Origin of the sequence: Pseudomonas sp. AN-B15, assembly GCF_019056475.1 — a bacterium.
Taxonomy (GTDB): Bacteria; Pseudomonadota; Gammaproteobacteria; order Pseudomonadales; family Pseudomonadaceae; genus Aquipseudomonas; species Aquipseudomonas parakoreensis.
In genome coordinates this window covers 1,079,411-1,093,520 of record NZ_CP049737.1, presented here as the reverse complement: position 1 = coordinate 1,093,520, position 14,110 = coordinate 1,079,411, and the positions used below count along the sequence as shown (strand labels likewise).

The window sequence follows — 14,110 nt, the reverse complement described above, 5'->3', positions numbered from 1 at the left end:
GCTATGCGAAATCGAACGATCAAACACCTGCTTGCGCCATCCCTGTTGACCCTGGCGATGTTCGCCGGGGCCACTCAGGCCGCCGCGCCATTGCGCCCGCCGCAGGGCTATTTCGCCCCGGTGGATAAATTCAAGAGCGGCGACAACAGCGAAGGCTGCGACGCGATGCCGGCGCCGTACACCGGACCGCTGCAATTTCGCAGCAAATACGAAGGCTCGGACAAGGCCCGCGCGACCCTGAACGTGCAGTCGGAAAAAGCTTTCCGCGACACCACCAAGGACATCACCACCCTGGAGCGCGGCACCGCCAAACGAGTGATGCAGTTCATGCGCGACGGCCGGCCGGAGCAGCTCGACTGCACGCTGAACTGGCTGACCGCGTGGGCCAAGGCCGATGCATTGATGTCGAAAGACTTCAACCACACCGGCAAGTCGATGCGCAAATGGGCACTGGGCAGCATGGCCTCTTCGTACATCCGCCTGAAGTTCTCCGATTCGCATCCGCTGGCCACGCATCAGCAAGAAGCGCAGCAGATCGAGGCGTGGTTCAGCAAGATGGCCGATCAGGTGGTCAGCGACTGGGACAACCTACCGCTGGAAAAAACCAACAACCACTCGTACTGGGCCGCCTGGTCGGTGATGGCCACCGCTGTCGCCACCAACCGTCGCGACCTGTTCGACTGGGCGGTGAAGGAATACAAGGTCGGGGTCAATCAAGTCGACGCCGACGGCTTCCTGCCCAACGAACTCAAGCGCCAGCAACGCGCCCTCGCCTATCACAACTACGCCCTGCCGCCACTGGCGATGATCGCCAGCTTCGCCCAGGTCAACGGCGTCGATCTGCGTCAGGAAAACAACAGCGCGCTCAAGCGTCTGGGTGATCGGGTGTTGGCCGGGGTGAAAGACCCGGATCAGTTCGAGGAAAAGAACGGCAAGAAACAGGACATGACCGACCTGAAAGAGGACATGAAATTCGCCTGGCTCGAACCGTTCTGCACCCTCTACACCTGCCCGGCGGATGTGATCGAGAAGAAGCACGGCATGCAACCGTTCAAGACCTTCCGCCTCGGCGGCGACCTGACCAAGGTCTACGACCCGTCGCATGAGAAGGGCAACAAGGGTTCGTAGGACAGGACACAAAACCCTGTGGGAGCTGGCTTGCCAGCGATTGCAATCCGACATTCAACACGGATGTCGAACGACCTGACGCTATCGCTGGCAAGCCATCTCCCACACGGGTTGTGGTGAATCTGGATGCAATACATCCCCCGGAATTTTCATGGGGGGTTTGGGGGGGCTTTGGCCCTTGACTGTTGGTTCAAACATGGAGAGATCGGGATGGTATTTTCATCCAACGTGTTCCTGTTTCTGTTCTTGCCGATCTTTCTCGGCTTGTACTATTTGAGCGGGCAACGCTATCGCAACCTGTTGCTGCTGATCGCCAGCTACGTGTTCTACGCGTGGTGGCGGGTGGACTTCCTGGCGCTGTTCGCCGGCGTCACCCTGTGGAACTACTGGATCGGCCTGAAAGTCGGTGCCGCCGGCGTGCGTACCAAACCGGCGCAGCGCTGGCTGCTGCTCGGCGTCGCGGTCGACCTGTGCATCCTCGGCTACTTCAAATACGCCAATTTCGGCGTGGACAGCATCAACGCGATCATGACCTCGTTCGGTCTGGAACCGTTCATCCTGACCCACGTGCTGCTGCCGATCGGTATCTCGTTCTACATCTTCGAATCGATCAGCTACATCATCGACGTGTACCGCGGCGACACCCCGGCCACGCGCAACCTGATCGACTTCGCGGCGTTCGTGGCGATCTTCCCGCACCTGATTGCCGGCCCGGTTCTGCGCTTCCGCGACCTCGCCGATCAATTCAACAACCGCACCCACACCCTCGACAAGTTCTCCGAGGGCTGCACGCGGTTCATGCAGGGTTTCATCAAGAAGGTGTTCATCGCCGACACCCTCGCGGTAGTGGCCGACCACTGCTTCGCCCTGCAAAACCCGACTACGGGTGATGCCTGGCTGGGCGCGCTGGCGTACACCGCGCAGCTGTATTTCGACTTCTCCGGTTACAGCGACATGGCCATCGGTCTGGGCCTGATGATGGGTTTCCGCTTCATGGAAAACTTCAAGCAGCCGTACATCAGCCAGTCGATCACCGAGTTCTGGCGTCGCTGGCACATCAGCCTGTCGACCTGGCTGCGTGACTACCTGTACATCACCCTCGGCGGTAACCGCAAAGGCACGCTGATGACCTATCGCAACCTGTTCCTGACCATGCTGCTGGGTGGTCTGTGGCACGGCGCGAACATCACTTACATCGTCTGGGGCGCCTGGCACGGCATGTGGCTGGCGATCGAAAAAATGCTCGGCATCAACACCTCGCCGCGCAGCCTCAACCCGATCCGCTGGGCGCTGACCTTCCTGCTGGTGGTGATGGGCTGGGTGATCTTCCGTGCCGAGAACCTGCACGTCGCCGGGCGCATGTACGGCGCGATGTTCAGCTTCGGCGACTGGTCGCTGTCGGAACTCAACCGCGCCAGCCTCACCGGTCTGCAAGTGGCAACCCTGGTGGTGGCGTACGCAACGCTGGCGTTCTTCGGCCTGCGTGATCTGTACACCAACCAGCCTCCGGTCAAAACCAAGCCAGTAGTCAACGTCGAAACCGACGGCCCTGCCGCTGCGACCCCGGGCATCATCAAAGCCGCACCCGGCGAAAACCCGGCGAGCATCCACGAGCCTGGCTACACCGTCGGCGTCGAAGCCCAGGTGCAACCGGCGTACTGGACGGCGGACTGGTCGCGCTACGTGATGCGCGGGCTGATCCTGCTGCTGTTCATCGCCTCGATTCTCAAACTCTCGGCGCAAAGCTTCTCGCCGTTCCTTTACTTCCAGTTCTGAGGGATCTGACATGACCCGCTCATTACGCATCTTCTACATCGCGCTGTTTCTGCTGACCCTGCTGGTGCTCGGTCTGTGGTCGGTGCGCAGCTTCTTCGGCTTCAACACCAATGCCGACGCGACGGTGCTCAACGGTCGCTGGACCAAAGCCGTGGAAACCCACTACGACGATCAGTTTCCGATCAAGCGACTGGGCACCAACCTCTGGGCGGCGCTGGATTTCAAACTGTTCAACGAAGGGCGTCCGGGCGTGGTGCTCGGTCGCGATCAGTGGCTGTACAGCGACGAAGAATTCAACCCGATCGTCAACGAAGAGCTGAACCTGCAAGGCAACTACGCGCTGGTCGAAGGCGTGCGGCAGACCCTGAAAGAGAAAGGCGTGAAACTGGTGATGGCGATCGTGCCGGCCAAGGTGCGCCTGTACCCGGAACACCTGGGTGAAGTGAAACCGGCAAGCATTCACGCCAACCTTTATCAGGACTTCCACGCCCGTGTCGCGGCAGACAAGATCCTCGCCCCGGACCTGCTCGGCCCGCTGCAACAAGCCAAGCAAAACGGTCAGCAAGTGTTCCTGCGCACCGACACCCACTGGACCCCGGAAGGCGCCGAAATCGCCGCCAACACCCTGGCCAAGACCATCGCCGACAAGTTCCCGCTCAGCGGCGAGCCGCAGCGCTTCGTCACCACGCCAGCCGAAAAGGTCACGCACAAGGGCGACCTGCGTCTGTTCCTGCCGCTGGATCCGCTGTTCGAAAACCTGATGCCGGCGCAAGAGCCGCTGCAAAAGCGCAACACCGTGGCCGCCGAGCAACCGGCCGGTGACGACGCGCTGTTCGCCAGCAGCGAAGTACCGGTCGCACTGATCGGCACCAGCTACAGCGCGAACCCCAACTGGAACTTCGTCGGTGCGCTGAAACAAGCGCTGCACAGCGACGTGGTCAATTACGCCGAGGACGGCCACGGCCCGATCCTGCCGATGCTCAGCTACCTGAAAAGCGATGACTTCAAGAACAGCCCGCCACAGGTGCTGATCTGGGAGTTTCCTGAACGATATCTGCCTGTGAACAACGAAATCGGCGACGCCGACCCGCAGTGGGTCGCAGAGCTCAAACAAGCCGGTGCTCGCCAACAAAACGTAGCCATCAACACTAAATCCGAGACGCCCGATCGGGCGCAAAACTGAAAGAGAGGTAACACCATGACTTTCACTACTACTCCTCGTCGTCTCGCCAAACGCTTCGCACTGGTTGCGGGTCTGAGCGTGCTGTCGGTCCAGGCCTTTGCCGGTGGTGACGCCGCGCTGTACGGCCCGACCGCACCAAAAGGCTCGACCTTCGTGCGGGTCTACAACGCCAGCAACGCCGAAGTCAGCGCCACCGTCGGCAGCACCAATCTGAGTGACGTAGCGCCACTGGCCAGCAGCGACTTCAGCTTCATGCCGGGCGGTGACTACAGCGCCAAAGTCGGCAGCCAGACCCTGCCGGTCAAACTGGCCGGTGACCACTACTACACCCTGGTCAACAACGCGTCCGGCGCGCCGCAACTGATCGAAGAACCGCCGTTCAAGAACAAGCAGAAATCCCTGGTGCGCGTGCAGAACCTCAGCGACAAGCCGCTGACCCTGAAGACCGCCGACGGCAAGACCGAGGTGGTGCCGAACGTGGCCGCCAAGGGCCGTGGCGAGCGTGAAATCAACCCGGTGAAAGTCAGCCTGGCGCTGTACGAAGGTGACAAGAAAGTCGGCGACGTGAAACCGGTCGCGCTGGAGCGCGGTGAGGCCGCGGTGCTGTACGTCACCGGCTCCGGCAGCAGCCTGTCGCCAGTCTGGGTGAAACGCCCGGTGTCGACTCGCTAACAAATTTCATGAACTGACCCGGCCTCCTGTGGGAGCTGGCTTGCCAGCGATGCAGACACCTCGGTTCTGCAGATACACCGAGGTGATGCCATCGCTGGCAAGCCAGGCTCCCACAGGGACCGAGGCAAGAGTTCGGATACGAGACAAAAACAAGAGTGAAACGACACAACGTTCGTGCCTCTAACCAATCGATTTTTATGGAGTAAACAACATGATTCCGGTGATCTTGTCAGGTGGTAGCGGTTCACGTCTTTGGCCGCTTTCGCGTAAGCAATTCCCTAAACAATTCCTGGCCCTGACCGGTGAACACACGCTGTTCCAGCAAACGCTGGAGCGCCTGGTGTTCGAAGGCATGGACACGCCGATCGTGGTCTGCAACAAGGATCACCGTTTCATCGTCAACGAACAGTTGGCCAACCGTAACCTCGAATGCCAGCGCATCCTCATGGAGCCGTTCGGCCGCAACACCGCACCAGCGGTAGCGCTGACTGCGATGATGCTGGTCAACGAAGGGCGTGACGAACTGATGCTGGTGCTGCCGGCCGACCACGTGCTGGAAGACCAGAAAGCCCTGCAACGCGCCCTCGCCCTGGCCACCGTCGCCGCCGAAAACGGCGAGATGGTGCTGTTCGGCGTGCCGGCGACCAAACCGGAAACCGGCTACGGCTACATCAAATCCACCGGCGACTCGCTGCTGCCAGAAGGCGTCAGCCGCGTTTCGCACTTCGTTGAAAAACCCGACGTCAAACGCGCCACCGAATACGTCGAGTCCGGCGGCTACTACTGGAACAGCGGCATGTTCCTGTTCCGCGCCAGCCGCTTCCTCGAAGAGCTGAAAAAGCACGATCCGGACATCTACGACACCTGCCTGCTGACCCTTGAGCGCAGCCAGCAGGACGCCGACACCATCACCTTCGACGAAGCCACCTTCGCTTGCTGCCCGGACAACTCCATCGACTACTCGGTGATGGAAAAAACCCAGCGCGCCTGCGTGGTGCCGCTGACCGCCGGCTGGAGCGATGTCGGTTGCTGGTCGTCGCTGTGGGAAGTCAACGAGAAGGATGCCAACGGCAACGTCAGCAAAGGCGACGTGGTGATCCAGGACAGCAAGAACTGCATGATCCACGGCAACGGCAAACTGGTGTCGGTGATCGGCCTGGAAAACATCGTCGTGGTCGAAACCAAGGACGCGATGATGATCGCCCACAAAGACAAGGTTCAGGGCGTCAAGCAGATGGTCAACACCCTCAACGAGCAGGGCCGCAGCGAAACCCAGAACCACTGCGAGGTCTACCGTCCGTGGGGTTCCTACGACTCGGTGGACATGGGCGGCCGTTTCCAGGTCAAGCACATCTCGGTGAAGCCGGGCGCGTGCCTGTCGCTGCAAATGCACCACCACCGCGCCGAACACTGGATCGTGGTCAGCGGCACCGCCGAAGTGACCTGCGATGACAACGTGTTCCTGCTCTGCGAGAACCAGTCGACCTACATCCCGATCGCCTCGGTGCACCGCCTGCGCAACCCGGGCAAGATCCCGCTGGAAATCATCGAAGTGCAGTCGGGTTCGTACCTGGGTGAAGACGATATCGAGCGCTTCGAAGACATCTACGGTCGCTCCACCCCGATCGAACGCGGCGTGTCGGTGAAAACCATCGCGCAGTGATCTCCCGGCAATAAGAAGCCCCCGTCCAGCCCGCTGCGTCCCCTATCCGCAGTGGGTTGGGCGGGGGCTTTTTTTAGAAGCAAAAGATCGCAGCCTGCGGCAGCTCCTACAGGGAAAACGCGTTCAAACCGTAGGAGCTGCCGCAGGCTGCGATCTTTTGACTTTACCCTGCCCATCGCCAACCTCACCTACGCTTAGGTAGGATGCCCGTCTATCCCTGCGAGGTTGTGCGACATGTTCATCGGCGTCTTGCTGGTCATTACCTGGCTGATCCTCTTGCTGCGTTATCCGGCCAAGGCCGTGCCGGTGTCGGTCGCGGCCGCCGTAGGTCTGGGATTGGTCGCGGTCTGGGTGGTGTGGCTGGACAACCGCGAGCTCAAGCAACTGGCACGCCTTGAGATGCGCATTGTCTATGCGCCCGAACAATGCCCGGCGGATCGTCCGCTGCAACTGAAAATGAAAAACGGCAACGACGTGCCGCTGACCGAATTACGCTGGCGCATCGCAGCCTACGCGCCCGGCGACACGGTCAATCTGGCCGACAACCAATACTCCGCCCCACGCTATCGCGGCCCCGGCGAACTGCAGGCCGGCGGTAACTGGGAAGACTGCCTGCCGATGCCACCGCTGCGCCCCGGTTACCGTCCGCAAACCCTGGAGTTTCGCGCAGAGCGTTTGCAGGGCAGTTTCTCCGACTGATCCCCCTCCCCACCTTTTTGCACAAGGAATGCGCCATGCCCGTTGCGTTGATTACCGGTTGCTCCAGCGGCATTGGCCGCGCCCTCGCCGATGCATTCAAAGCCGCCGGCTACGAAGTCTGGGCCACTGCGCGCAAAACCGAAGATGTCGCGGCCCTCGCCGCTGCCGGGTTCACCGCCATCGCGCTGGACGTCAATGACAGCGTGGCGCTGGAACAGCTCGCCGAACGCCTCAACCAGCAACACGGCGGCCTCGATGTGCTGATCAACAACGCCGGTTATGGCGCGATGGGGCCGCTGCTCGACGGCGGCGTGCCGGCCATGCAGCGCCAGTTCGAAACCAATGTGTTTTCGATGGTCGGCGTTACCCGCGCACTGTTTCCGGTACTGCGTCGGGCCAAGGGGCTGGTGGTGAACATCGGCAGTGTCTCAGGCGTGCTGGTGACGCCGTTCGCTGGCGCGTATTGCGCCTCGAAAGCGGCGGTGCATGCGTTGAGCGATGCACTGCGCATGGAGCTGGCGCCGTTCGGCATTCGCGTGATGGAGGTCCAGCCCGGGGCGATTCAGTCGAGCTTCGCCAAGAATGCAGGGCACGAAGCCGAGCAACTGATCAACGAGCAATCGCCGTGGTTTCCCTTGCGTGAGGGGATCCGCGCACGGGCCAAGGCCTCGCAGGACAAGCCGACGCCAGCCAGTGAGTTTGCGGCTGAGTTGCTCAAGGCTGTGCAGCGGGACAAGCCGCCACGCTTGATTCGTATCGGTAATGGCAGCCGCGCGTTGCCGTTGCTGGCGACGGTGTTGCCCAAGGGGTTGCTGGAGTCGACGTTGATGCGGCGGTTCGGGTTGCGTGGGAAGCTCTGAGACCGGGTTGACGCTTTCGCGAGCAGGCTCGCTCCCACACTGGATCTGTGACACATCGAAGATCCCCTGTGGGAGCGAGCCTGCTCGCGAAGGGGCCAGATCAGCCAACACTCAGCCCCAGCCCTTCATGAAATCAATGAACGCCCGCACCTTCAGCGGCAAATGCCGGGTATCCGGGTACAGCGCATACACCCCCCTGCTGAGCAAAACGGTAATCGGCCAGCAACCGCACCAATCGCCCCGCTTCCAGATCATCCTGAATCAGCCACTGCTGCTCAGTTCGCTGTTGGGCGCATTGGGCGGCAATGATTTCCGCTTACTGCTTTCTCGCCGCCGCTCTGCTGAAGCTGTTGCCGATGGTCGCCGCGCTGCGTTTCGACGCCTCCAAAGTGCTCGCCCTACTGAGCCCACCTTCCCTTCAGGAAAAACCCACATGATTGACTACAACGAATATTTTGATGAAGTGATCCAGGCCCACCTGGTCATCGAACGCTGGTTTGCCGTGGAGCAAAATTCGGCGGAACTTGCGCGCTTGCTGAGCCGGTTCTCGGCGGATTTTTCCATGGTCACGCCGCTGGGTCGGGCGCTGGATATCGAAGCCTTGCGCGGGCTGTTTCAGTCAGCAGGCGGGAAGAAGCCCGGGTTCCGGATCGAGCTCAGTGAGCTGCGCGGGATTGCCCTGCATGCGCATGGCGCAACGCTGAGTTATCGCGAGCAGCAGAGCGATGCGAGCGGGTTGCACACTGATCGCCGGTCGACAGTGGTGTTTGAAAAGAGCGAAGACGGGCGGGTGCTGTGGCGGCATTTGCAGGAGACGTTTTGCAGCGAATAGATTTCCTGAGAAACCGCGTCGCCCCAATCGCGGGCAAGCCACGCTCCCACAGATATCACGGCGTTCAAAGAATTTGCGCACGCCACAACATCTGTGGGAGCGTGGCTTGCCCGCGATGGCAGCGACGCGGTCTGTCAGTTGTCCACCGACTCTTGCTTCACCACCACCGTGCAAGTGATCCCCGCCGCCAGCAACACCCCCTCCGGCACTTCATCGATGTGAATGCGCACCGGTACCCGCTGTGCCAGGCGCACCCAGTTGAACGTCGGGTTCACGTCGGCGATCAGCTCGCGGCTTTCCGGGTTGTCGCGGTCGTAGATGCCGCGGGAAATGCTTTCCACGTGGCCCTTCAACACTTCGCCGCTCATCAGTTGCATGTCGGCTTTGTCACCCACGCGCACATGCGGCAGTTTGGTCTCTTCGAAGAAGCCGTAGACCCAGAACGAGTTCATGTCGACCACGGCCATTTTCGCTTCGCCAATGCGCGCGTAGTCGCCGCGATGCACGTTGAGGTTGGTCACGTAACCGTCCACCGCCGCGCGCACTTCGGTGCGTTTGAGGTTAAGTTCGGCGGCTTCCAGTTGCGCTTGCGCGTGTTGGTAATCGGCCAGCGCGGCGTCGGCGATGTTGCTGGCGTCGTCGCGGTTTTCCTTGGAGATCACCAGGTTGTCGAGATCGGCGCGGCGATGTGCGTTGACTTTGCGCATCTCCCACGTCGACTTGCGCGAAGCGACCAGCGACTGCGCCTGCTTGACCGCGATGCGGTAGTGCTCGGGGTCGATCTGCATCAACAGGTCGCCCTTCTTCACCAACTGGTTGTCGCGCACCGGCACATCGATGACTTCACCGGTGACGTCAGCCGCAACGTTGATGATGTCCGCCCGCACCCGGCCGTCGCGGGTCCACGGGGTGTTCATGTAGTGCTCCCACAGGGTCCGGCCAATCCACAGTGCCAGGGCCAGCACCAGCAGGGTCGCGAGCAGGCTGAAAAACTTTTTCATCAGAACGTTCTCAACGGTAGACAGTCAGCGCCATGGCGCCGAACAGACAGGTAAACAGACTCAGGCGCAGCAGCGCCGGGTGCCAGAAAAAACGGTACAGATCGAACCCCGAAAGGAACCGGTCGAGCGCCCAGGCCAGCGCCGCAGCGACAAAGAACATCAGGGTCATGGTCGGCATGTACACGCCGTGGAAGGCGATTTCACGAGGCATGGAAAAGTCCTTCTGGCTTGGCGATGGCGTAGGCAGCGAGTGGTGATTGCGGGTCGAGCAATGAGGTGCGGATGAAGTGCAGGTAACTCTTCACCCGACGCAGCGCGGAGGTGTCGAAGTGCGGCGCGAACGGCTCGTCGGTCGCGGCGACCCGGCTGATCGCGTGATCGACCGCCACCAGTGCACGCTCCAGATTGCTCGGGTTCGGTTGCAGAAACAGCCGCACCAGCGCCCGGCCCATCACCCGAATGGCCTGGCGCCACGGCTGCGATTCGGCATACGCCGGGTGCACCGGGAGAATTGCCTGTTCCTTGCGCAATTCGATGATCGCGTGGCCGACTTCGAGCACCACGAACATCCAGCGCAGCAGGTTTTTTTGTACCTTCGGCTGACCGGCAGCGAGGCCGTATGCCTGATGCAACAGATCGCGGGTGCGACTCTCGAAACTCGACGCCAGCCCCTTGAGTTTGCCGCTGATGGCGTAGACCACCTGACCGCGCAGGTCCTGCTCCAGCCGCTTCCACAACCAGCGGCTGTTCGGCGGCAGAATGATTGCCCCCGCCGCCGCGCACACCAGCATGCCCATGACCATGGCGATGTAGTCGTTGATGAAGGTGTAAGGGTTGTAGACGGTCAGGTTGTCCGGCACGGAACCTGTGCTGAAGAAGATCAGCAACCCCAGGCCGACCCCGGCATATTGCGGCCGCGACGTGAGGAACGAACCGAGCACGATCACCGGCGCGAGCATCACGCACAACAGCGGAAAACCGTCGATCCACGGGAAGATGAAAAACATCTCGACGAAGCCGATCAGCGCCCCGAGGAACGTCCCGCAGGCCATCTGGAACGCCATGCGTTTCGGGTTCGGTGTGGCGGCGGACAAACCCACGGTGGCGGCGGCAATCAAGGTCATGGTCGCGCCACTCGGCCACGCGGTGGCCACCCAATAGCTGCCCAGCACAATCAGGATGAACGACGCGCGGATCCCCGAAGCCGCCGCGGCCCACCAGTTGGTTTGCGGGGTGAACGGCTCGTCCCAGCGCTCACGCTCGTGGCGGTGATCGGCCAGCGAGGCGTGGGTCTGTGCATAACTGTGCAAGTCATCGACGAAGCGATAGAGCAATTCGTAGGCGGTGTGGAAGTCCAGTTGCTCGGCTTCACTCGGAGCGGTTTCCTGGAAAATGCCGCGCAAGGTTCGCACGCGTGTCGGCAGGCCTTCCTTGTAAGTCGCCAACGCCGTCGCCAAGCGTGCCGCGTCCGGGCTGGTCAAGGCACGGCCACTGAAGCCGTCGAGCACTTCGGCCAGGTCCTGCAGGCCCGGTTTGATCGCGGCCACCACATGTTCTTCGCCATTGCCGCGCAGGCGCTCGAGCAACTGATGCAGGGCGTTGAAGCGTGTGGTGATGCCCATGAACTCGCTGTTCAAACGACTGAGGCGACCGTTGCGCCGACGCATGTGCGGGTCTTCGAACACGGTCACGCTGCGCAGCCCTTCCAGGCCTACGGCTTCGGCGATGAAGCGCACGTTGCTCGCTTCGAACGACTCGGCCTTGCTGCGCCCGCGCAGGCCATCGGTGACAAACAGCGCGAACACACCGAAGCGCTGATACAGCGCGTTGCGCATGGCTGCGCTGGCGGTTTGCGGCAGGATCGCGGCGCTGATCACGGTCGAGCAGAGAATCCCCAACGAGATTTCCAGCACCCGCCACACAGCGGCCATGAACGCACCGTCCGGATGCGCCAGCGCCGGCAGTCCGACCATCGCCGCGGTGTAGCCAGCGAGGACAAAACCGTAGGCACGAAAATTACGGCAGCGCGCCGCACCCGCCGAACAAATGCCGACCCAGATTGCCAGCGAGCCCAGGAACAATTCGGTGTTCTGCGCGAACAGCGCGATCAGCGTGACCATCATCGCCGACCCGGCCAGAGTGCCGAGAAAGCGATAGAAACTCTTGGCGAACACCTGCCCGCTCTGCGGCTGCATGACGATGAACACGGTGATCATCGCCGTACGCGGTTGCGGCAACTCCAGGCGCATCGCCAGCCACAGCGTCAGGAACGCGGCGAGCAATACCTTGAAGATGTAGACCCAGGTCACGCCATCGCTGCGCGCCCAGTCAAAGAAGCCACGGCGCCATTCCAGGGAGGCAAGCCAGCGTAGAGGTGCGGGCAAGGGAGTCATTAAATCTGCTCAATGATTGAGGACTGAAGAGTTATCTGTGGCAAACATCAATTTTTGTGGTGAACACAAACTCTGTGGTGAGGGGATTTATCCCCGATGGGTTGCGCAGCAGCCCCAAGAAAAGCCAATGCGGTGTGCCAAGCAGAACCGGTTTGCAGGTTTTGGGGCTGCTCCGCAGCCCATCGGGGATGAATCCCCTCGCCACAAAGGTTTTGTGTAGTGAGTTGTGTGTTCACCGCAGCAGAGTCGGGGTTTTCGGGGCTGCTGTTTGCTCGGCAGTCGGCACGTCATTACCCGCCCCGAGGCCGCCACCCAACGCCGTCACCAGCTCGGCATGCGCACTCAAGCGCGCCGCCTGCACTTGCTGCTGCACTTGCTGTTGCTTGAACAGCAAGGTCTGCGCATTGAGCACGTTGAGGTAATCGGTGAGGCCGCGCTGATAGGCGATCATCGCGATGTCGTAGGTCTTCTGCGCGGTGGCCACCGACTCGGCGGCGAAGGCTTGCTGCTTGTCCATCGACTCGCGGCGGATCAACTGGTCGGAGATGTTCTTCAGCGCATTGACCAGCGTCTGGTTGTAATGCGCCACGGCGATGTCATACCCGGCGGACGCTTCGCCCAGCTCACTGCGCAAACGTCCACCGTCGAAGATCGGCAACGAGATCGCCGGGCCGACGTTGTAGTTGAGCTTCTTGCCAGTCAAAAACTCCAGCGCCCCGCCGCCGGTGGCCATGTAGCCGAGGCTGCCGACCAGATCGACGTTGGGATAAAACCCGGCGTGCGCCACGTCGATCCCGCGTGCCTGCGCTGCCACTTGCCAGCGACTGGCAACCACGTCCGGGCGTTGACCGAGCAACTCGGCGGGCAATGCCGACGGCAGTTTCAACGCAGCACCCAGGGCCAAAGTCGGGCGCTGCAACTGCGCGCCGTCGCCCGGGCCCTTACCGGCCAGCGCGGCGATCTGGTTGCGGCTCAGGGCGATGGCTTCGTCGAGCGCATCCAGTTGCCGATGGGTTTCCGGCAACGGTGTTTCGGCCTGACTGACTTCGAAGTGCGTGCCGATCCCGCCATCCAGACGCTTCTGCGCCAGATCCAGAATCTGCTGTTGCTGCTTGAGGGTCGCGGCGACGATATCGCGCTGGGCATAGTGCAGCGACAGCTCGATGTAGGCGCGCACGATATTCTTCTGCAATTCCAGCTGCGCCAGCCGCGCTTCGGCGGCGCTCATGTGCGCCAGATCCACCGCGCGTTCGCTGGCATTGCTTTCACGCCCCCAGAGGTCGAGGGCGTAGCTGAAACCCAGCGCGGCGTTGTTGTCCCAGGTGGTGGTGTTGGCCAGCTCGCCCGGGCCGTAGAACTGGTCGGTCGGCCAGTTGTGGCGCTTGAGCGTCGACTCGCCATTGATCTGCAACGACTCGGCCGCTTCGGCGACACCGGCCAGCGCCTTGGCCTGACGCACCCGCGCCGCGGCCATGGCCATGCTCGGACTGCCCTGCACGGCGAGGTCGATCCAGCGATTGAGTTGCGGGTCGCCGTAGGCTTGCCACCATTGTGCGGTGGGCCAATTGGCGTCTTTGGCGGCGTGGGCAATCGCGTCGTCGGTGGCCAGGGTATTGGCCTCCAGTGCCTTGCCCTGCGGGGCAATTCCTCCGGTACCGATGCAGCCGCCAAGACCCAAAGTAAAAGCCAGAACACTGAGCGGCAAAAGCGCTCTGTTGATGCGACGCGGCACAGCTGCGAATTCCTGAAAGAGGATAAGGCGGGACGTGTTCCCTTCTGCAGGAGCTGCCGAAGGCTGCGATCTTTGATCCTGATTCCCTTAAAACAGAATCAAAAGATCGCAGCCTTCGGCAGCTCCTACAGGGAACGGCGCAATTCTAGGGAACGCCCTGTTCGGCGATAA

At 61.6% G+C, this 14,110-nt stretch carries 12 protein-coding genes and 1 pseudogene; 8 read left to right on the top strand and 5 right to left on the bottom strand.

Annotated elements, in window-relative coordinates; all coding sequences use genetic code 11:
- Nucleotides 1-3 precede the first annotated feature (3 nt).
- From GTQ41_RS04805 to GTQ41_RS04775, 7 genes are all read left to right on the top strand, one after another.
- Nucleotides 4-1,128, top strand: a complete 1,125-nt coding sequence (locus tag GTQ41_RS04805) for a mannuronate-specific alginate lyase (protein ID WP_121183804.1) — start codon at nt 4-6, stop codon at nt 1,126-1,128.
- Between the two features lie 210 nt (nt 1,129-1,338).
- A complete protein-coding gene (locus tag GTQ41_RS04800; protein WP_047292665.1) occupies nt 1,339-2,904 on the top strand; it encodes an MBOAT family protein in 1,566 nt (521 codons plus the stop codon).
- A gap of 10 nt (nt 2,905-2,914) precedes the next feature.
- Complete coding sequence (locus GTQ41_RS04795; RefSeq protein ID WP_047292663.1) at nt 2,915-4,087, top strand: alginate O-acetyltransferase; 1,173 nt, start codon at nt 2,915-2,917, stop codon at nt 4,085-4,087.
- A 15-nt stretch (nt 4,088-4,102) separates the two neighbouring features.
- Nucleotides 4,103-4,759 carry an alginate O-acetyltransferase AlgF gene (locus GTQ41_RS04790; RefSeq protein ID WP_041064839.1) on the top strand — a complete coding sequence of 219 codons (657 nt, stop codon included), beginning with the start codon at nt 4,103-4,105 and terminating at the stop codon, nt 4,757-4,759.
- Between the two features lie 211 nt (nt 4,760-4,970).
- Nucleotides 4,971-6,422, top strand: coding sequence for a mannose-1-phosphate guanylyltransferase/mannose-6-phosphate isomerase (locus GTQ41_RS04785; RefSeq protein ID WP_041064843.1), 1,452 nt, complete (start codon nt 4,971-4,973; stop codon nt 6,420-6,422).
- 234 nt (nt 6,423-6,656) lie between these two features.
- Nucleotides 6,657-7,121, top strand: a complete 465-nt coding sequence (locus GTQ41_RS04780; protein ID WP_047292659.1) for a hypothetical protein — start codon at nt 6,657-6,659, stop codon at nt 7,119-7,121.
- Nucleotides 7,122-7,156: 35 nt separating this feature from the next.
- Nucleotides 7,157-7,981 (top strand): SDR family oxidoreductase, encoded by an 825-nt coding sequence (locus tag GTQ41_RS04775; RefSeq protein WP_217325425.1) that lies wholly within the window; start codon nt 7,157-7,159, stop codon nt 7,979-7,981.
- Between the two features lie 111 nt (nt 7,982-8,092).
- Here the strand turns inward: GTQ41_RS04775 and GTQ41_RS04770 are convergent.
- Nucleotides 8,093-8,252, bottom strand: a pseudogene (locus GTQ41_RS04770) (LysR substrate-binding domain-containing protein); the annotation flags it as partial.
- Nucleotides 8,253-8,414: 162 nt separating this feature from the next.
- Here GTQ41_RS04770 and GTQ41_RS04760 point away from each other — a divergent pair.
- Nucleotides 8,415-8,813 carry a DUF4440 domain-containing protein gene (locus tag GTQ41_RS04760; protein ID WP_047292655.1) on the top strand — a complete coding sequence of 133 codons (399 nt, stop codon included), beginning with the start codon at nt 8,415-8,417 and terminating at the stop codon, nt 8,811-8,813.
- Nucleotides 8,814-8,947: 134 nt separating this feature from the next.
- Here the strand turns inward: GTQ41_RS04760 and GTQ41_RS04755 are convergent, their stop codons facing one another.
- From GTQ41_RS04755 to GTQ41_RS04740, 4 genes are all read right to left on the bottom strand, one after another.
- Nucleotides 8,948-9,814 (bottom strand): HlyD family secretion protein, encoded by an 867-nt coding sequence (locus tag GTQ41_RS04755; RefSeq protein ID WP_047292653.1) that lies wholly within the window; start codon nt 9,812-9,814, stop codon nt 8,948-8,950.
- A gap of 10 nt (nt 9,815-9,824) precedes the next feature.
- Entirely contained in the window at nt 9,825-10,025 is a 201-nt protein-coding gene (locus GTQ41_RS04750) for a DUF1656 domain-containing protein (RefSeq protein WP_003221811.1), read from the bottom strand.
- Nucleotides 10,015-12,207: an FUSC family protein gene (locus tag GTQ41_RS04745; RefSeq protein ID WP_047292652.1), complete on the bottom strand. Its 2,193-nt coding sequence runs from the start codon at nt 12,205-12,207 to the stop codon at nt 10,015-10,017. Before GTQ41_RS04745 ends, GTQ41_RS04750 begins: the two co-directional genes overlap by 11 nt.
- Before the next feature lie 232 nt (nt 12,208-12,439).
- Nucleotides 12,440-13,939 (bottom strand): efflux transporter outer membrane subunit, encoded by a 1,500-nt coding sequence (locus GTQ41_RS04740; protein WP_047292649.1) that lies wholly within the window; start codon nt 13,937-13,939, stop codon nt 12,440-12,442.
- Nucleotides 13,940-14,110: the final 171 nt, after the last annotated feature.